The following is a 20,000-nucleotide window of genomic DNA, read 5'->3' on the forward strand; positions in this document are numbered from 1 at the left end:
AAATTATTGAGGGTAGAAAAACCCTGCGATGCAAAAGGCACCGCCACAAATTATGTCCGGGCAACCCGGCTGACTTCACTGGCGACGCGCTCGGTAGCATCCGGAATGGATACCGCGCGGGCACGCTCCGCCATGGTTAACAACGCCTCGCGCGACCACCCCGCCAGGGTGTCGGCGACAGCCTCTACAGTAAACTGCGGCTGCTCAAAAATCTTAGCTGCGCCGGCGTTTTCTAACGGCAGCGCATTCCAGTACTGCTGCCTGTCTTTATGCTGAAACGGCACGAATATCGCCGGTAATCCGGCGGCGGCGATCTCGCTCACCGTTAAAGCGCCGGAACGACATACCACCACATCCGCCCATGCATAGGCGGCGGCCATGTCATCGATAAATTCCGTTACCTTATGTTGCGGTTGTCCCGCCCCGGCATATGCCTGCTCTACCGTGAGCTGCGCGCCTTTTCCGCTTTGATGCCAGATTGTAACCGTATCGCCCAGTCTGGCGGCAACCTGCGGCATCGTCTGGTTCAGGACTCGCGCCCCCTGAGAACCGCCGACCACCAACACGCGAATCGGGCCGTCACGACCGGCCAGACGCACCTGCGGCAACGGCAACGCCAGTACGTCGGTACGCACCGGGTTACCCACCACTTCCGCGTTCGGAAACGCACCGGGAAACGCCTGCATCACCGTGGTCGCGATTTTGGCCAGCCACTGATTGGTTAGCCCGGCGATACCGTTTTGCTCATGCAAAACGACCGGAATACCCAATGACCAGGCGGCAAGACCGCCGGGGCCGGAAACATAACCGCCCATTCCCAGCACGACATCCGGCTTAAACCGCTTCATGATCGCCCGCGCCTGCCGCCAGGCGTTAAAAATCCGCAGCGGCGCCGCCAGAAGCGCTTTTACGCCTTTACCGCGCAGACCGGAGATCCGAATAAAGTCAATGTCGATGCCATGCTTCGGCACTAAATCCGCTTCCATACGATCGGCGGTACCCAGCCAGCGAACCTGCCAGCCCTGGGCCATTAAATGATGCGCAACGGCCAGTCCCGGGAACACGTGCCCGCCGGTACCGCCCGCCATCACCATTAACCGCTTCGGTTGACCATTCATCGAGAACCTCGTGTAAACGCCTGCGCTTTTTCCAGACGCGTTTCATAATCAATACGTAATAAAAACATAATGGCCGTCGACATAATCAACAGACTCGACCCGCCATAACTGATCAGCGGCAGCGTAAGACCTTTGGTCGGCAGCATCCCCGCGGCCGCGCCAACGTTTACCAGCGCCTGGAAACTAAACCAGATACCGATAGAACACGCTAAAAATCCGGAAAAACGGTGGTCAATCTCCAATGCCTTACGGCCAATCGACATCGCGCGAAAAGCGACGAAGAATACCATTAAAAGCGCCAATACCACACCGATATAACCCAGTTCTTCCCCAATAATGGCGAAGATGAAATCGGTGTGCGCCTCCGGCAAATACTCCAGTTTCTGCACCGAATTCCCCAGCCCTTGCCCCCATATCTCACCGCGACCAAAAGCCATCAGCGACTGCGTCAGCTGATAACCGCTGCCGAACGGATCTTCCCAGGGGTTCCAGAACGAGGTAACGCGGCGAATACGATACGGTTCGGCGAGGATTAACAGAATCACCGCCGAGATGCCCATCCCGATAATGGCGATGAACTGCCATAATTTCGCCCCGGCGAGAAACAGCATCGCCAGCGTGGTGACAAACAGTACGACCACCGTCCCGAGGTCAGGCTGCGCCAGCAGTAACACCGCCAGCACCAGAATCACGCCCATTGGTTTTAAAAAGCCGCGCAGGTTATTTCGCACTTCATCAACCTTACGCACCAGATAGTTCGCGAGGTAGCAGAACAGCGACAGCTTGGTAAACTCCGCAGGCTGAATACGCAGCGGCCCCAGCGCAATCCAGCGTGACGCCCCGTTGACCGAGCTCCCGACGACCAGCACGATAAGCAGCATAATGATCGACGCAATCAGCATCGTCGTGCTGTATTTTTGCCAGAAGGTCATGGGCAAACGTAGCGTGACCATCGCCAGACAAAATGCCAGGAAGATATAGAGCGCATCACGTTTGGCAAACAAAAACGGATCGTTCGCCAGGCGCTGCCCGACTGGCATGGAGGCCGACGTCACCATGACAAAACCAATCGCCGCCAGCCCGAAGGTCAGCCATAGCAGCGTGCGGTCATACATGATCAGACTGTCGGCGTCTTTATCGCGCGAAGCCATCACCCAGCCTTTAAGCGCCGCAAACAGCCAGGCCAGGAGGCCAAAGCCTGGTACGCGCGGCATTCTCAGACGGGGGAGAGATAAACGCATCAACCTAACTCCTTCGCCAGACGGGTAAAGACATCGCCCCGTTGCTCAAAATTTTTAAACTGATCGAGGCTGGCGCAGGCGGGCGACAGCAGCACCATATCACCCGGCTGAACGCGCGGCGCCAGCAAACGCATCGCCTCTTCCATCGTCTCAGTCTGTTGGGCGATTTCCGGACGCAGTGCGGCAAGCTGCGCGCCATCGCGCCCAAAGCAATACAGGCGGATACGATCGCCGGTCAGATAGCGCGCCAGCGGAGAAAAGTCTGCCGACTTACCGTCGCCGCCCAGCAGCAGATGCAGCGTACCGTCCACATGCAAACCGTTTAGCGCCGCTTCGGTACTGCCGACGTTGGTCGCTTTCGAGTCGTTGATCCAACGTACGCCGTTATGCTCCAACGCCAGCTGGAAGCGATGCGCCAGACCGGTAAATGTCGTCAACGCCTTCAAACTGCTGGCGCGCGGCAGACCTACGGCATCCGCCAGCGCCAGCGCCGCTAACGCATTGGTATAGTTATGCTGCCCGGAAAGCTTCATCTCTTTCACGTTCAGCACCTTCTCGCCTTTGACTCGCAGCCAGGTTTCGCCCTGCTGACGATTAAGGTGATAATCCCCCATATTGACGCCAAAGCTGACGCAGCGCTCATCGGCCCCGCGTACCGGCATCGTCAACGCGTCATCGGCATTCACTACGCACACTTTCGCCTTCTCGTAGACGCGCAGTTTCGCCGCCCGGTACTGTTGCAAACCAAACGGATACCGGTCCATATGATCTTCAGTGACGTTGAGCACCGTTGCCGCCGCCGCTTGCAAACTTGACGTGGTTTCCAGTTGGAAACTGGATAATTCCAGCACGTACAATTCGCGATCGGCATCCAGCAGCATCAGCGCCGGAAGACCGATATTGCCGCCAACGCCGACATTGACGCCCGCCGCTTTCGCCATCTCGCCCACTAAGGTGGTCACGGTGCTTTTGCCGTTCGAGCCGGTGATGGCCACAATCGGCGCCTGCGCTTCGCGGCAAAACAGTTCGATATCGCCGACAATTTCCACTCCAGCGCTGGCGGCAGCGCTAAGAGAGGGATGCGCCAGAGCAATACCAGGGCTGGCGACGATTAAATCCGCCGCTAAGAGCCACTCGTCGTTCAGGCCGCCAACGTGACGCTCAACCTCTTGCGGCAGCTTATCCAGACCCGGCGGCGTCACGCGAGTATCCATCACCCGCGGCGTCACGCCGCGGGCGAGAAAAAAGTCCACGCAAGAGAGTCCGGTTAAGCCCAGACCAATAATGACGACGTTTTTGTCCTGGTAATCAGCCATGATTAACGTACCTTCAGCGTTGCCAGGCCAATCAGCACCAGCATCAGCGAAATAATCCAGAAGCGCACAATCACGCGCGGTTCCGGCCAGCCTTTCAGTTCATAGTGGTGATGGATAGGCGCCATACGGAAAATACGCTGTCCGCGTAGTTTAAAGGAACCCACCTGCAGGATGACCGACAGAGTTTCCACCACAAAGACGCCGCCCATGATCACCAGCAGGAACTCCTGACGCAGCAGCACGGCGATAATGCCCAACGCGCCGCCCAACGCCAGCGATCCGACATCGCCCATAAAAACCTGCGCCGGATAGGTGTTAAACCACAAGAATCCTAATCCCGCGCCGACAATCGCCGTACAGACAATCACCAGCTCGCCCGCATGGCGTAAATACGGAATATGCAGATAATTGGCGAAGTTCATGTTCCCGGTCGCCCAGGCCACCAGCGCAAAGCCGGCGGCAACGAAAACAGTCGGCATGATCGCCAGACCATCAAGCCCGTCGGTCAGGTTTACGGCGTTACCCGTACCGACGATGACAAAGTAGGACAGCAGAATGTAAAACAGCCCCAATTGCGGCATAACATCTTTAAAGAACGGCACCACCAGTTGGGTCGCGGGCGTGTCTTTCCCGACGAGATAAAGCGCAAAGGCCACGCCGAGCGCGATAACCGACATCCAGAAATATTTCCAGCGCGCAATCAGCCCTTTGGTATCTTTCCGCACCACTTTGCGATAGTCATCGACAAAACCGATAATGCCGTAGCCGATCAATACCACCAGCACGCACCAGACGTACGGGTTAGACGGGTAAGCCCATAACAGAACGGAAATCACAATCGCCGTAAGGATCATGATGCCGCCCATCGTCGGCGTACCGCGTTTACTGAAGTGCGATTCCGGGCCATCGTTACGTACCACCTGGCCAAAAGAGAGTTTTTGCAGACGAGCGATCATACGCGGGCCCATCCATAAAGAGATGAACAGCGCGGTCAACAGGCTGACGATGGCGCGAAACGTCAGATAAGAAAAGACGTTAAAGCCGGAATAATATTTGACCAAATGCTCGGCCAGCCAAACTAACATGAACCTTTCTCCTGTAACGCATGAACCACATCTTCCATCGCGGCGCTGCGTGATCCTTTCACTAAAATAGTCATCATCGGTTGCTCCTGAAGCAGAGCGTGTAAACGCGCAATGAGCGCGGCTTTATCGGCAAAATGTTCGCCGACGCCGCTGGCGTGGCTGATAGCCTGACTGAGTTTTCCGGTGCTTAACACGCGATCAATACCCGCCGCTTTTGCGGCCTCGCCAACCTGGAGGTGGCACGCTTCGCTTTCTGCGCCCAGCTCGGCCATATCGCCTACCACCAGCACGCGGTAGCCGGGCATTTCAGAAAGGACCTGCACTGCGGCGGTCATCGAACCGACGTTGGCGTTATAAGCGTCATCCAGTACCAGTTGGTTTTCACTTAGCTGAATCGGGAACAGACGCCCGGGTACGGCTTTTAACGCCGCCAGCCCTGCTTTAATCGCCGTCAGCGTCGCCCCCACCGCCATTGATAAAGCAGCGGCCGCCAGCGCGTTGGCAATATTGTGCCGCCCCGGCAACGGCAGCAGCACATCAATGCTGCCCATCGGCGTTTGCAGGGTAAATTCGGTACCGTGTGACGTCACGTGGATATTAGCAGCGGTAAAGTCGCTGTTTGCCGCATTCGGCGAAAAGCGCCACACCTGACGATCGCCAATAATGCTTTGCCAGTTCAGCCAGTCATTATTATCGGCATTCATAATCGCGATACCGTTCTCAGGCAAACCGGTATAGATTTCGCCTTTCGCTTTCGCCACGCCGGCCAGCGAGCCGAAACCTTCCAGATGCGCCGCCGCCAGGTTATTGACCAGCGCCGCTTCCGGGCGCGTCAGGCTAACGGTCCAGGCGATTTCTCCCTGGTGATTAGCGCCTAACTCGATTACCGCATAGTCATAATCATGGTTTAAGCGCAGCAGCGTTATCGGCACGCCGATGTCGTTGTTAAAATTGCCTGCGGTATACAGAGTATTTCCGCACTGGCTAAGAATCGCGGCGGTCATCTCTTTGACCGAGGTTTTGCCGGACGAACCGGTTAACGCCACCACCCGCGCCGGTACCTGCATACGTACCCAGGCGGCCAGTTGGCCAAATGCCTGACGCGTGTCTTTTACAATCACCTGCGGAAGATCGATATCCAGAGGACGACTGACCAGCAGGGCGCCAGCGCCGTTCGCTTTTGCTTTATCAGCAAAATCATGCGCATCAAAGCGTTCCCCTTTCAGCGCCACGAACAGGCATCCCGGCGTCACTTTCCGTGTGTCGGTAATGACCGTATCGAGCGTGAGATCCGCCCCGCGGTGTTCGGCGCCAAGGACATCGGCAATTTTGCTGAGCGTTACGCTAATCATGCGATCACCCCCAGCAAACGCGCTGCGGTCACGCGGTCTGAATAATCAAGACGCTGCGTGCCGACAATCTGGTAATCCTCGTGCCCTTTACCTGCAATCAGCACGACGTCATTGTCTTTTGCCTGCATAATGGCATTGGTTACCGCCTCAGCGCGGCCTTCCATTACCCTGACCTGCCCGGCGTCCAGCATTCCGGCCAGAATATCGTTGATAATGGCGCGCGGCTCCTCGGTACGCGGGTTATCGTCAGTCACCACGACGATATCCGCGAATTCTTCGGCAATGGCCCCCATGAGTGGGCGCTTACCTTTGTCACGATCCCCGCCACAGCCAAAGACGCACCACAATTTTCCGGCGCAGTGCAGACGCGCCGCCTGCAACGCTTTTTCCAGCGCATCCGGCGTGTGCGCGTAATCCACCACCACCGTCGGTTTGCCTGGCGCAGTGAACACTTCCATACGCCCGCAAACCGGCTGCAAACGCGCGGCGGTTTTCAGCAAATCCGTTAACGGATAGCCCAGCGCCAGCAGCGTCGCCAATGCCAGCAGTAAGTTGCTGACGTTAAACGCGCCCATCAGGCGGCTTTCGATTTCGCCTTCACCCCAGCTTGAAGCAAAACGAATCGTCGCTCCGCGGTCGTGGTACTCCACCGCCTCCGCTTTCAGCCAACGACCGTGACAGTTAGGGTTGATATGCCCTTCCATTGAAACCGCGACCGCATCGGGTAGCGACGCCAGCCAGCGGCGTCCAACTTCATCATCGGCGTTGACGATTGCCTGACCGTGATGGTGGGTGGAATAAAGCATCCATTTTGCCGCCTCGTAATGCGCCATATCGCCATGATAGTCGAGATGGTCGCGGCTCAAATTAGTAAACACGGAGGCGGCAAATTTCAACGCCGCCACGCGATGCTGCACCAGGCCGTGAGAAGAGACTTCCATCGCGCCGAAGGTCGCGCCCTGCGCAACCAGACTGGCCAGCACATGCTGAACATCCACAGCGGAACCGGTTGTGTTCTCCGTCGGGATCACTTTACCCAACAGTCCGTTGCCTACCGTTCCCATCACTGCGCTGGTTTCGCCGAGCAACTGGCTCCACTGCGCCAGTAGTTGGGTGGTGGTGGTCTTGCCATTGGTGCCGGTCACCGCCACCAGACGCATGTTTTCAGATGGCTCATGGTAAAAGCGGCCCGCCAGCGCAGATAAACGCTCATTGAGCTGGCTGAGATAGACGACTGGTACGCCGTGCATTTCGCGAATCTCACCGTCGCTCGCCTCGTCTTTCGCCTCTGCAATAATGGCAGCTACGCCTTGCGCTATCGCCTGCGGGATATATCGACGCCCGTCCGCCTGATGACCCACCACTGCCACAAAGAGATCGCCCGCCGCAGCCACACGGCTGTCGAGCGTCATCTCTCGCAGTTCTCGCGCGGGTAGTCCAGCCACCCACGGAGCAAGAAGGTCGCGCAAATTACGATCTGCCACCTGTTCCCTCGCCTTGATTAATTACGAATTCATTTTTTTCGCCCGTTGCCAGCGCGTCCGGTTCGATGTTCATGGTGCGCAGAACGCCGCCCATGATGGCACCAAATACCGGCGCGGAAACGGCGCCGCCGTAGTATTTACCCGCCTGCGGATCGTTGATGACAACCACCAGCGCGAAGCGCGGCTGACTCGCAGGCGCGACGCCTGCGGTGTAAGCAATGTATTTGTTGATGTAGCGACCGTCCGGCCCCACTTTTTTCGCCGTACCGGTTTTAATCGCGATACGATAGCCTTTAATCGCTGCCTTCACGCCGCCGCCGCCCGGCAGCGCCACGCTTTCCATCATATGCACCACGGTGCGTACGGTGGATTCAGGGAAGATGCGTTCGCCGGGTACAGGCGGATCAACTTTGGTAATCGACAGCGGGCGATAAATGCCATAGCTGCCGATCGTTGCATAGACTCGCGCTAATTGTAACGGCGTTACCATTAGCCCGTAGCCGAAAGAGAAGGTGGCCCTCTCTATGTCGGACCACCGTTGTTTTTGAGGATATAAGCCACTGCGTTCTCCGACCAACCCCAAATTGGTCGCCTTTCCTAGCCCAAAACGTGAGTAAGTATCTACTAACGCTGAGGACGGCATCGCTAACGCCAGCTTGGATACACCGACGTTACTCGACTTCTGTAGAACCCCGGTCAGGGTTAATTCGCTGTAGCGCGCCACGTCTTTAATTTCGTGGCCGTTAATTCGGTATGGAACGGTATTCAACACCGTATTTTCGTTGACGATACCGCGCTGAAGCGCAGTCATCACCACCATCGGCTTAACCGTAGAACCCGGTTCAAACACGTCGGTGATGGTACGGTTACGCATCGCGTCTTTCGGCGTACCGGCAAGGTTGTTGGGGTTATAGGAAGGGCTATTCGCCATCGCCAGTACTTCACCGGTATTGACATCGACCAGCACCGCGCTACCGGATTCCGCCTTGTTAAACGCCACCGCGTTGTTCAGTTCGCGGTAAACCAGCGCCTGTAAGCGTTCATCAATGCTTAACGCCAGGTTGTGCGCTGCCTGACTGTCAGTGGAGGAGATATCCTCAATCACGCGACCATAGCGGTCTTTACGCACGATTCGCTCGCCAGGCTGACCGGTAAGCCACTTATCAAAGCTCTTTTCAACGCCTTCAATCCCCTGACTGTCGACGTTGGTAAAACCGATGAGGTGAGCGGTTACTTCTCCTGACGGGTAGTAGCGGCGGGATTCTTCACGCAAATGAATGCCCGGCAGTTTGAGTTTTTTGATGTAGTCCGCCATGTCAGGATTTACCTGGCGCGCCAGATAAATAAAACGCCCTTTCGGGTTGGCGTTGATACGGGCGGAGAGCTGATCGAGCGGAATATTGAGCGCAGTAGAAAGCGCTTTCCAGCGATCGCCAACGCTGATGCCGCCGGCGTCATGAACTTCTTTCGGGTCGGCCCAGATCGCCTTAACCGGTACGCTGACCGCCAGTGGACGCCCGGAACGGTCGGTAATCATACCGCGTGAGGTGGAGACTTCCTGAACACGCAGCGAACGCATATCGCCCTGACGCACCAGCATATCCGGGGCGATAATCTGTAGCCACGCCGCGCGTCCAAGTAAAAAAACCAGCGCCAGTAAAATACAGCCGCACAGCAACGCAAAACGCCAACTGATGAAGTTGGTCTGTTCTTCCTGGCGCTTCGATTTTTGCGTTTTTGCCGCTGCTTTCATGCGTCGCGTTTATCCTTATTTTTGCACTACGATATTTTCTTGGGACGGATCAACATGCTGCATTTGCAGCTTTTCCGTTGCGATCCGCTCCACCCGGCTGTGATCGCCGAGCGCATTTTCTTCAAGGATCAGGTTGCGCCATTCAATGTCCAATGCATCGCGCTCCAGAACCAATTGTTCACGCTGCGCGGTGAGTAAACGAGTATGGTGCGCCGTCGTGACCACCGTCACCGCCGTTAAAATGATGCAAATGAACAAGCAGAGTGGCAGCTTCCCGAACCGCAAAAGATCGTCACCGATCACGCCAGGCAAGGCATGGCGCTCGTTGCTTCCTATCGATCCCTTCACTTTGCTTAGGGCTTCTGTCACTCTGCTGATCATGCGTTCGTCCTCTCTGCGATACGCAGAACTGAACTACGGGCCCGAGGATTTTCAGCTACCTCTTTTTCACCCGGCATCAACTTGCCTAACGCTCGTAACTCACGACCGCCCAGTTTTTTGAGCTGCGCTTCCGTCATCGGTAATCCCGCCGGTACCTGCGGACCGCGGCTTTGCTCACGCATAAAGCGTTTCACAATACGGTCTTCCAGCGAGTGGAAACTGATGATTGAAAGCCGCCCGCCTGGGGCCAGTACGCTGAGCGAGCTTTTTAGCGCCTGCTCTATCTCCTCCAGTTCACTGTTTACCCAGATGCGCACCGCCTGGAAGGTACGGGTCGCGGGATGTTTGAATTTGTCTTTTACCGGGGTCGCCGCCGCAACCACTTCCGCCAGCTCTTTGGTGCGGGTCATCGGCTGTTCGCGATTGCGCTCAACAATGGCGCGAGCAATACGTTTGGCAAAACGCTCCTCGCCGAATGTTTTCAGCACCCAAGCGATATCCGCTTCCTCCGCCGTTTGTAACCACTCGGCGGCAGACTGGCCGCGCGTCGGGTCCATTCGCATATCCAGCGGACCGTCGCGCATAAATGAAAAACCGCGCTCCGCATCGTCAAGCTGCGGAGAAGAGACGCCAAGATCGAGAAGGATCCCGTCAATCTTGCCGGTAAGCTCGCGCTCGGCTACATAATCAGCCAGCGCGGAAAAAGGTCCATGAATGATGGAGAAGCGAGGATCATTAATGGTCTGCGCAACGGCGATCGCCTGCGGATCGCGATCGATCGCCAGCAAGCGCCCCTCTTCGCCCAGTTGCGAGAGGATCAGGCGCGAGTGGCCGCCGCGACCAAATGTGCCATCAATATAGATACCATCCGGACGAATATTCAGCCCATTAACGGCTTCATCCAACAGTACCGTAGTGTGTTTAAAATTTTCCATCATCTTATAGAGACAAGTCCTGCAGCCGCTCCGATAACGTTTCGGTAGCTGACTGTTCAGCGTCGATATCTTCCTTGACCTGTTGATACCAGGTCGTTTCATCCCACAGCTCAAATTTGTTGAACTGTCCAACCAGCATCACTTCTTTCGTCAGTCCGGCATGTTGCCGCAGAACTGGCGCGATCAGTAATCGACCTGCACCATCCATCTGACATTCGCTGGCATGGCCCAACAGTAAACGCTGTACGCGACGTTCTACCGGGTTCATGCTCGACAGACGAGATAACTTTTGCTCAATAATTTCCCATTCAGGCAGGGGGTAAAGCAGCAGGCATGGGTGATGGATGTCAATGGTACATACCATTTGACCGGTAGCGCTCTCGATCAGTTGCTCCCGATAACGGGTCGGCACGGTCAGGCGCCCTTTACTGTCGAGATTGACTAACGTTGCCCCCCGGAACATGCCAGTCTCACCCCTTCTTACCACTTTATCCCACAAATTCCCACTCGAAGGAGTTTACGGAGCGGAGGAAAAGCTTGTCAAGCAAGTCACAACGCTTACCTAAGTAAAAAAGCCAATGTTTACGGCGAATATCTGCGTTGATTAATTTCCACCCAGCGTGCAAGTCAAATTAACGTTATGAATATTTGTAAGAAAAAAACCAAAGACCCACCGCCGTTTAAAACGGACTCAATATAATCCGAGAAAAATATAAAGTGTCAGTTTGCGACGCGAGCGGCATTTTAGGACATATTGCACCGTGTTAACAGTGCCTGTTTAACGTGTGCGGCGCCTGCTATACCAGCGCCTACGAGCGACTGTCGCGCCAAAGACAAAAAGTGGCTGTTAATTCGACGATTTCTTGCCTGCTTGTAACAAAACAAGACAAAGGAAAAGACTCGTTACGTCTTAATTAGTGGAATATGGACGATTTCGGACAAAAGAAAGGTAATAAAAAAGAATTTTCGGATAATTTTAAGGAATAATCTTAATTATTTGAGGGATATTTTTACTGATACGCATTTGTTTGACGGCGGCAGAAGAGAGAGTCTTTTACCGCCGGTCCTTTAGCTACGGCTCAGAATGCCGCGACGATACAGGTTTCGCCGAATACGCGTTAAGCCGGGTTTCGGTTTACGCGGTTCATCAAGACTTGCCAGCACAATCTCCAGCACGCGTTCCGCGACATCACGATGACGCTGCGCCACCGCCAGTACCGGGCATTGCAGAAAATCCAGCAGCTCATGATCGCCAAAGGTCGCAATCGCCAAATCCGAAGGCAGTTTTCCATCGCGCCGCAGCGTAACGTCCATCACGCCCTGTAATAGCGCGAATGATGTCGTAAAGAGCGCCTGCGGCATAGGATGCGTTTCCAGCCATTTCTCAAACAGCTGCGCGGCGGCTTCGCGCTCATAGCTGTTGGCATATAAGAAATTCACCTCCCGCGGATCGTCTTTCCATGCGGTGCGGAACCCCTGCTCGCGCAGGAAACTGACGGACAACTCCGGCAGCGCGCCCAAATAAAGCACCGTTTCCGCCGGGAATTTACGCAGCTCTTCCGCCAGCATCTCGGCATCATCCTGATCGGCGCCGACCACGCTGGTGAAATGTTCGCGATCCAGCGCGCGGTCGAGCGCGACGATGGGGAACGGATCGTTGGCCCAGCGTTGATAGAAGGGATGCTCCGGCGGTAACGAAGTTGAAACAATGATTGCATCCACCTGGCGTTGCAAAAGGTGCTCAATGCAGCGCATTTCGTTATCCGGCTGATCTTCAGAACAGGCGATCAGCAGTTGGTAGCCACGCTGGCGTGCCTGGCGCTCAAGATAGTTTGCGATACGGGTGTAGCTCGTGTTTTCAAGGTCCGGGATCACCAGACCAATGGAACGTGTGCGTCCAGCACGCAGCCCGGCAGCCACAGCGTTAGGATGGTAATTGTGCTCACGCACTACCGCCATGACTTTTTCTACGGTTTTGTCGCTCACGCGGTATTGCTTTGCTTTACCGTTTATAACGTAGCTTGCAGTTGTGCGCGAGACACCGGCCAGCCGAGCGATTTCATCCAGTTTCACAATTGCCCCTTGTGTAAATTGTACAAACCATAACCTTTATGTCGGCATGGGTTAAAATCGTTAACATCTAAGCGCAGTTTGATCACTCCGGCAACCGCTTTTATTCCGGGTTACCACGGATTTCGCAAAAAAAAAGCCCAACCGGTGATATTGGGTTGGGCGATAATTCCTGTTGGCTGATATCCGGCAAACCTGCCTGATGGCGCTACGCTTATCGGACCTGGGCCAGATATCAGCCTGTAGACCGGATAAAACGCAACCGCGTCGTCATCCGGCGAATCTGCTCAGCGCATAATCTTATCGCCGCGCGAAAGCCCGACGACGCCTGAACGCGCCACTTCAACAATTTTCGCCACGTCGCGCAGCGAGGCCAGAAAAGCATCCAGTTTATCGCTGGTGCCCGCCAGTTGAACGGTATACAGCGTTGGCGTAACGTCAATAATCTGACCACGGAAAATTTCCGTATTACGCTTCACCTCTTCCCGTCCGTAGCCGCTGGCCTGGATTTTCACCAGCATGATTTCCCGCTCAACGTGCGCTCCCTGTCCCAGCTCGCTGACGCGCAGCACATCAACCAGCTTGTGCAGTTGCTTTTCAATTTGCTCAAGCACTTTTTCATCGCCTACCGTCTGGATAGTCATGCGCGACAACGTCGGATCGTCTGTCGGCGCGACGGTCAGGCTTTCAATATTATATCCGCGTTGCGAAAAGAGGCCGATAACCCGCGATAACGCCCCAGATTCGTTTTCCAGTAATACCGATAAAATCCGGCGCATCATCAGGTCCTCTCCGTTTTGCTTAACCACATTTCGTCCATCCCGCCCCCGCGAATCTGCATTGGATAGACATGCTCGCTGCCATCAACGGTGACATCGACGAACACCAGTCGGTTATTACGCACATGCTCAAGGGCTTCGCTGAGTTTACTTTCCAGCTCATCCGGACGGTTAATCTGCAGCCCGACATGGCCATATGCTTCCGCCAGGCGCACAAAATCCGGTAACGACTGCATATAAGACTGAGAATGGCGACCGGAATAGATCATATCCTGCCACTGTTTCACCATCCCCAGATAACGGTTGTTCAGGTTCAGAACCAGTACCGGCAGTTCATACTGTAAGGCTGTCGACAGCTCCTGAATGTTCATCTGTATGCTGCCATCGCCGGTCACGCAGACCACCATTTCTTTCGGCAGGGCCATTTTAACGCCCAGCGCAGCCGGTAGGCCAAAACCCATCGTGCCGAGCCCGCCGGAATTAATCCAGCGACGTGGTTTATCGAACGGGTAATAGAGGGCGGCAAACATCTGGTGTTGTCCTACATCGGACGTCACGTAAGCGTCGCCCTTCGTCAGACGCCAGAGGGTTTCAATCACCGCCTGGGGTTTAATACTTTCGCTTTCCGCGTCATATTTCAGGCACTGACGGGCGCGCCAGATCTCTATCTGCTGCCACCAGTCGCGAATATCATCCTGCGGCTGAGACGGCGCATCCTGCGCCAGTAGCTCCAGCATTTGTTCCAGTACCAGGCGGGCATCGCCAACCACCGGGATATCAGCGTTAACCGTTTTGGATATGGACGTCGGGTCAATGTCGATGTGTAATACCGTCGCGTTCGGACAATATTTAGCGAGATTATTCGTCGTGCGGTCGTCAAATCGTACGCCAACAGCGAAAATCACGTCGGCGTTATGCATGGTCATATTGGCTTCATAAGTGCCATGCATTCCCAGCATTCCTAACGACTGGCGATGAGTAGCAGGAAACGCGCCCAGTCCCATTAATGAAGAGACCACCGGCAGGTTAAAGGTTTCAATGATGTGGCGCAGCGGCGCATAGCAGGCCGCGCTTATCGCCCCTCCCCCAACATAGACCACCGGTTTTTTTGCCGACGCCAGCGTTTGCAAGGCACGCTTAATTTGTCCTTTATGTCCTGATGTTGTGGGATTGTAAGAGCGCATACTGACCGTTTCCGGCCAGACATACGGCATTTTTTTCGCCGGATTCAAAATATCTTTCGGCAGATCCACGACCACCGGCCCAGGACGTCCGCTTGCCGCCAGCCAGAAGGCCTTTTTAAGCACCTGGGGAATATCTTCCGTCTGTTTGACCAGGAAGCTATGTTTAACCACCGGTCGGGAAATCCCCACCATGTCGCACTCCTGAAAGGCATCATAGCCAATCAATGAGGTGGCGACCTGGCCGGAAAGAATCACCAGCGGAATGGAATCCATATAGGCCGTAGCAATCCCGGTAATCGCATTGGTCGCTCCCGGTCCGGAAGTCACCAGCACCACGCCAACGTCGCCAGTGGCTCGCGCCAGGCCATCCGCCATATGCACCGCGGCCTGCTCATGACGCACCAGCACATGATCGATCCCTCCAACGGTATGTAGCGCATCATAAATATCAAGCACTGCGCCTCCAGGATAGCCGAACACCTGCTTTACGCCTTGATCGATAAGCGATCGGACGACCATCTCGGCTCCAGACAACATCTCCACGGCTTGCCTCCACTTTATACCTGTCATCACGGTTTGACGGACACCTTAACCGCTCGCTATCACGCCTGGCAATTGGGTGGAATGACGTAAAGATGGGGAAGGTTAGAATAATCAGGAGGCAAGAAGAGAAGAAATGGAGAAATACTCCGTCTGAATCACACCAGGTAATAAATAATCGCTTATAAATGCAGACTTACAGCAATTCATCTATTTTTCACAGCGACGAAAAGAATCGCTCACCGTTAATTCAGCATAAAATTTTTGATATACGCAAAAAAGCAGAATAAACCAGAATTTGTTTCTGATTTATTCTGCCCGGTTTTATCGCTTACAAACAGAAACTAATAAATCTTCCATCCATTGATGCCCTTTATCACGCCCAGCCGCTTCATGCCAGGAAAGGTAGCATGTCCGGCTATTCAGTTTTAAAGGCAACGGCAATATTTGCAGATCCAGCGACTCCGCAAACTCTTCCGCCAGCCAGCGCGGGGCAATAGCGACCAAATGCGTCTGCGAAACCACGTTCAGAACGCTGATAAGCGCCATGCCCTGATAAGCCACGCTCGACTGTTTATCCGGCGTGTCATACCACGGTTGACTAAATGACGCATAACGATCGAGAGAAACAACCGCATGTTGTTCATTATAAACATCGCCTTCCAGTAGCGGGCCGCTAATACGCGGGTGTTTTCGGCTGGCGACTAAAACCATTTCATCTTTAAATAGCGGTACGCTGGTAAACTCAGGACGACGGAATTCTTCATAACTAATAACGAATTCGGTTTCCTGATAGCGTAACTGATGCTCAGTATTCTGATTCAACGACGCTTTAAAAACGACATGAATATTTGGCGCAATTTTTTCTACACGATTATAAATCTGTGACGTCAGGATATTATCCAGCGGACTGCACACGCAAAGATTGAATACACGTTCGCTGCTGGTCGGCTCAAACCCCGATCCCGGCAATTCATTTTGCACCAATTGCAACGCCTGACGGACTGAACCAAATAACTGAAATGCACGGGCAGTCGGCTGAATTCCTCGTCCATATCGAACAAAAAGTTCGTCATTAAACATAACCTTCAGACGCGCTACGGCGTTACTGACCGCAGGCTGCGACATTCCCAGCGTGTGGGCGGCGCGCGTAATATTCTGCTCTTGCATTACCGCATCGAACACGGTCAATAGGTTCAAATCAACCATGCGAAGCTGTGGTTTGCCCATATCTAAAAGATGCGGCTTTTCGGTTTTGACCTCTGGCATATTTAACTCCACTGTCACGCTTAACTCCCTTTTTCTGGCTGAAGGCAGAAATAATTCCTGAAAATATGATTTACCATGCATATAAAATAAGAAAAAGGGAAAGCGTTAAAATTCGGAAAACATAAAGACGCTGACAGAGACAAATAGAATGCCAGCGCAAGCGTAATGTGTCCTGAGTCACACCATTGCGATTCATAATGTTTAAATTACGCAAGCAATATAACCATAACTATGGCGAATACACAATCATACACCAAGTGAATGATCATTTAAGTTTCAATTAAATGTTTATATTATTAATAGCTAAAAAGTTAACATTAATTTATCAATAACTTTATCCTTATCCATTAAGTAAACAAGGTTATTTGTTAAAATATAAAACAAATCAAAAAGATAAACCAAACCTTTAGCATACCTTTAACAGTCCATTCCCCTAACCAATTTGCAAACAAAAATGCCTAAATATTTCAAACAATGAAAAGTATGAATGTCCACTCGTTCTTTTATCCTTTATTGGACGCGCAGCCCAGCACAATTAGCTAAAGTACGTATCCGGATATCGTCAACAAAATGCAATGGCGACAGAAAATAGAGTTGACATTAAACGGCATATCCAGTACCACTAAAAGCATAACGCATTCGCTGGAGCTGAATTAATGTCACATATCGTTCGTTTCACTGGGCTACTACTACTCAACGCATTTATTGTGCGCGGTAGACCGGTGGGCGGCATTCAACATTAAGTCAGCTCGAAGTCAAACAAAACCCGCGCCGTTGCGCGGGTTTTTTTATGCCTGACGCAAGGCGCCCCTGGAGACAAGGACCACATCATGAGCCAGCAAGTCATTATTTTTGATACGACCTTACGCGACGGCGAACAAGCGTTACAGGCCAGCCTGAGCGCGAAAGAGAAGCTGCAGATTGCCCTGGCCCTTGAGCGCATGGGTGTTGATGTCATGGAAGTGGGCTTCCCGGTCTCTTCTCCGGGTGATTTTGAATCCGTCCAAACCATCGCCCGCACCATTAAAAACAGCCGCGTTTGCGCCCTGGCGCGTTGTGTAGAAAAAGACATCGACGTCGCGGCACAGGCGCTGAAGGTCGCCGACGCGTTTCGCATCCATACTTTTATCGCCACCTCGCCAATGCACATCGCCACCAAACTGCGCAGCACGCTGGATGAGGTCATCGAACGCGCGGTATACATGGTTAAGCGGGCGCGTAATTACACTGATGACGTAGAGTTCTCCTGCGAAGATGCTGGCCGGACGCCTGTTGACGATCTGGCGCGCGTGGTGGAAGCCGCTATAAACGCCGGCGCGAGAACCATTAATATTCCCGATACCGTGGGCTATACCATGCCGTTTGAGTTTGCGGGAATCATTTCCGGCCTGTATGAACGTGTCCCCAATATCGACAAAGCCATCATCTCCGTTCATACCCACGACGATTTAGGGATAGCGGTAGGCAACTCGCTGGCGGCAGTACATGCGGGCGCGCGTCAGGTTGAAGGCGCGATGAACGGTATCGGAGAACGTGCCGGTAACTGCGCACTGGAAGAAGTGATCATGGCGATTAAAGTGCGCAAAGACATCATGAACGTACACACCAACATCAATCACCACGAAATCTGGCGCACCAGCCAGACCGTCAGCCAGATCTGTAACATGCCGATCCCGGCCAACAAAGCGATTGTCGGCAGCGGCGCTTTCGCCCACTCTTCCGGCATCCACCAGGATGGCGTCCTCAAGAACCGCGAAAACTATGAAATCATGACGCCAGAGTCCATCGGTCTGAACCAGATACAGCTGAACCTGACCTCCCGCTCTGGCCGTGCCGCCGTGAAACATCGCATGGAAGAGATGGGTTACAAGGACACAGACTACAACATGGATCACCTGTACGACGCGTTCCTGAAGCTGGCGGACAAAAAAGGCCAGGTGTTCGACTATGACCTGGAAGCGCTGGCGTTTATTAATAAACAGCAAGAAGAACCAGAGCATTTCCGTCTGGATTACTTCATCGTGCAGTCCGGCTCCAGCGATATCGCCACCGCTTCCGTGAAGCTGGCCTGTGGTGAAGAGATCAAGGCCGAAGCGGCGAACGGCAACGGCCCGGTCGACGCCATCTATCAGGCGATTAACCGCATCACTGGCTACGACGTTGAGTTGGTTAAATACGACCTGAACGCCAAAGGCCAGGGCAAAGACGCGCTGGGTCAGGTCGATATCGTCGTGAACCATCATGGTCGCCGCTTCCACGGCGTCGGGCTGGCGACGGATATCGTCGAATCCTCCGCCAAAGCGATGGTGCACGTACTGAACAATATCTGGCGCGCCGCCGAAGTTGAAAAAGAATTGCAACGCAAAGCTCAAAATAAAGAGAACAACAAGGAAACCGTGTAATGTCGAAGAACTATCATATTGCCGTACTGCCGGGCGACGGTATCGGCCCGGAAGTCATGGCGCAAGCCCTGAAAGTTATGGATGCGGTACGCAGCCGTTTTGATATGCGTATAACCACCAGCCACTATGACGTCGGCGGTATTGCTATCGACAATCATGGTCATCCACTGCCGAAAGCCACCGTTGAAGGGTGCGAGCAGGCGGATGCCATTCTGTTTGGCTCCGTCGGCGGCCCGAAATGGGAAAATTTGCCCCCGGAAAGCCAGCCAGAGCGCGGCGCCCTGCTGCCGCTGCGCAAACATTTCAAATTATTCAGTAACCTGCGTCCGGCGAAACTGTATCAGGGGCTGGAAGCATTTTGCCCGTTGCGCGCCGATATCGCCGCTAACGGTTTCGATATCCTGTGCGTGCGCGAGCTGACCGGCGGGATCTATTTCGGACAACCAAAAGGCCGTGAAGGCAGCGGTCAGTACGAAAAAGCCTTTGATACCGAAGTTTATCACCGCTTTGAGATCGAGCGCATTGCCCGTATCGCCTTTGAATCGGCGCGTAAACGCCGCCGTAAAGTCACCTCTATTGATAAAGCCAACGTACTGCAAAGCTCTATCCTGTGGCGTGAGATCGTCAATGATGTCGCGAAAACGTATCCCGATGTGGAACTCGCGCACATGTATATCGATAACGCCACCATGCAGTTGATTAAAGACCCGTCGCAGTTTGACGTACTGCTGTGCTCTAACCTGTTCGGCGACATTCTGTCCGACGAATGCGCGATGATCACCGGCTCAATGGGGATGTTGCCCTCCGCCAGCCTGAACGAGCAAGGGTTTGGCCTGTATGAACCGGCTGGCGGCTCCGCGCCGGATATCGCCGGGAAAAATATCGCCAATCCAATTGCGCAGATCCTGTCGCTGGCGCTGCTGCTGCGCTACAGCCTGGATGCCAACGATGCGGCAACGGCCATTGAACAGGCGATCAATCGCGCATTAGAAGAGGGCGTTCGCACCGGCGATTTAGCCAGGGGCGCTGCCGCAGTCAGTACCGATGAGATGGGCGATATTATCGCCCGCTATGTCGCAGAAGGGGTGTAA

Annotated in this window: 17 protein-coding genes; 3 read left to right on the top strand and 14 right to left on the bottom strand. The window is 54.1% G+C overall.

Annotated elements, in window-relative coordinates; translation table 11 throughout:
- Nucleotides 1-50: 50 nt before the first annotated feature.
- The 14 genes from murG to leuO form a co-directional block, all read right to left on the bottom strand.
- Nucleotides 51-1,118 (bottom strand): undecaprenyldiphospho-muramoylpentapeptide beta-N-acetylglucosaminyltransferase, encoded by a 1,068-nt coding sequence (gene murG / locus EOS98_RS18590; RefSeq protein ID WP_052867545.1) that lies wholly within the window; start codon nt 1,116-1,118, stop codon nt 51-53.
- Complete coding sequence (gene ftsW / locus EOS98_RS18595) at nt 1,115-2,359, bottom strand: cell division protein FtsW (protein WP_001239803.1); 1,245 nt, start codon at nt 2,357-2,359, stop codon at nt 1,115-1,117. Before ftsW ends, murG begins: the two co-directional genes overlap by 4 nt.
- On the bottom strand, nt 2,359-3,675 hold the full coding sequence (gene murD / locus EOS98_RS18600; RefSeq protein ID WP_000796443.1) for a UDP-N-acetylmuramoyl-L-alanine--D-glutamate ligase: 1,317 nt from the start codon (nt 3,673-3,675) through the stop codon (nt 2,359-2,361). Before murD ends, ftsW begins: the two co-directional genes overlap by 1 nt.
- Nucleotides 3,676-3,677: 2 nt before the next feature.
- Nucleotides 3,678-4,760: a phospho-N-acetylmuramoyl-pentapeptide-transferase gene (gene mraY, locus EOS98_RS18605; RefSeq protein ID WP_000964138.1), complete on the bottom strand. Its 1,083-nt coding sequence runs from the start codon at nt 4,758-4,760 to the stop codon at nt 3,678-3,680.
- Nucleotides 4,754-6,112 carry a UDP-N-acetylmuramoyl-tripeptide--D-alanyl-D-alanine ligase gene (gene murF / locus EOS98_RS18610; protein WP_000626637.1) on the bottom strand — a complete coding sequence of 453 codons (1,359 nt, stop codon included), beginning with the start codon at nt 6,110-6,112 and terminating at the stop codon, nt 4,754-4,756. Before murF ends, mraY begins: the two co-directional genes overlap by 7 nt.
- Complete coding sequence (gene murE / locus EOS98_RS18615; RefSeq protein WP_000775073.1) at nt 6,109-7,596, bottom strand: UDP-N-acetylmuramoyl-L-alanyl-D-glutamate--2,6-diaminopimelate ligase; 1,488 nt, start codon at nt 7,594-7,596, stop codon at nt 6,109-6,111. Before murE ends, murF begins: the two co-directional genes overlap by 4 nt.
- Complete coding sequence (gene ftsI / locus EOS98_RS18620) at nt 7,583-9,349, bottom strand: peptidoglycan glycosyltransferase FtsI (protein ID WP_000642235.1); 1,767 nt, start codon at nt 9,347-9,349, stop codon at nt 7,583-7,585. The genes murE and ftsI overlap by 14 nt, the downstream gene beginning before the upstream one ends.
- Nucleotides 9,350-9,364: 15 nt before the next feature.
- Entirely contained in the window at nt 9,365-9,730 is a 366-nt protein-coding gene (gene ftsL, locus EOS98_RS18625; RefSeq protein WP_000625651.1) for a cell division protein FtsL, read from the bottom strand.
- Nucleotides 9,727-10,668: a 16S rRNA (cytosine(1402)-N(4))-methyltransferase RsmH gene (rsmH, locus tag EOS98_RS18630; RefSeq protein ID WP_000970444.1), complete on the bottom strand. Its 942-nt coding sequence runs from the start codon at nt 10,666-10,668 to the stop codon at nt 9,727-9,729. Before rsmH ends, ftsL begins: the two co-directional genes overlap by 4 nt.
- Nucleotide 10,669: 1 nt before the next feature.
- Nucleotides 10,670-11,128, bottom strand: coding sequence for a division/cell wall cluster transcriptional repressor MraZ (gene mraZ / locus EOS98_RS18635; RefSeq protein ID WP_000488294.1), 459 nt, complete (start codon nt 11,126-11,128; stop codon nt 10,670-10,672).
- Between the two features lie 605 nt (nt 11,129-11,733).
- The gene (gene cra, locus EOS98_RS18640) at nt 11,734-12,738 is read right to left on the bottom strand and encodes a catabolite repressor/activator (RefSeq protein ID WP_000762406.1); all 1,005 of its coding nucleotides are present in this window, start codon (nt 12,736-12,738) and stop codon (nt 11,734-11,736) included.
- Between the two features lie 284 nt (nt 12,739-13,022).
- On the bottom strand, nt 13,023-13,514 hold the full coding sequence (ilvN, locus tag EOS98_RS18645) for an acetolactate synthase small subunit (protein ID WP_001563086.1): 492 nt from the start codon (nt 13,512-13,514) through the stop codon (nt 13,023-13,025).
- 2 nt (nt 13,515-13,516) lie between these two features.
- A complete protein-coding gene (gene ilvI / locus EOS98_RS18650; RefSeq protein ID WP_023193147.1) occupies nt 13,517-15,241 on the bottom strand; it encodes an acetolactate synthase 3 large subunit in 1,725 nt (574 codons plus the stop codon).
- A 321-nt stretch (nt 15,242-15,562) separates the two neighbouring features.
- Nucleotides 15,563-16,507: a transcriptional regulator LeuO gene (gene leuO, locus EOS98_RS18655; protein ID WP_001115420.1), complete on the bottom strand. Its 945-nt coding sequence runs from the start codon at nt 16,505-16,507 to the stop codon at nt 15,563-15,565.
- 656 nt (nt 16,508-17,163) lie between these two features.
- Between leuO and leuL the strand changes: the two genes are divergently transcribed.
- The 3 genes from leuL (at nt 17,164) to leuB (ending at nt 20,000) form a co-directional block, all read left to right on the top strand.
- Nucleotides 17,164-17,250, top strand: coding sequence for a leu operon leader peptide (gene leuL / locus EOS98_RS18660; protein WP_001575587.1), 87 nt, complete (start codon nt 17,164-17,166; stop codon nt 17,248-17,250).
- 87 nt (nt 17,251-17,337) lie between these two features.
- On the top strand, nt 17,338-18,909 hold the full coding sequence (gene leuA, locus EOS98_RS18665) for a 2-isopropylmalate synthase (protein WP_127821196.1): 1,572 nt from the start codon (nt 17,338-17,340) through the stop codon (nt 18,907-18,909).
- A complete protein-coding gene (gene leuB / locus EOS98_RS18670; protein WP_000042325.1) occupies nt 18,909-20,000 on the top strand; it encodes a 3-isopropylmalate dehydrogenase in 1,092 nt (363 codons plus the stop codon). Before leuA ends, leuB begins: the two co-directional genes overlap by 1 nt.

It is taken from the genome of Salmonella sp. SSDFZ69 (assembly GCF_004010755.1).
GTDB lineage: Bacteria > Pseudomonadota > Gammaproteobacteria > Enterobacterales > Enterobacteriaceae > Salmonella > Salmonella enterica.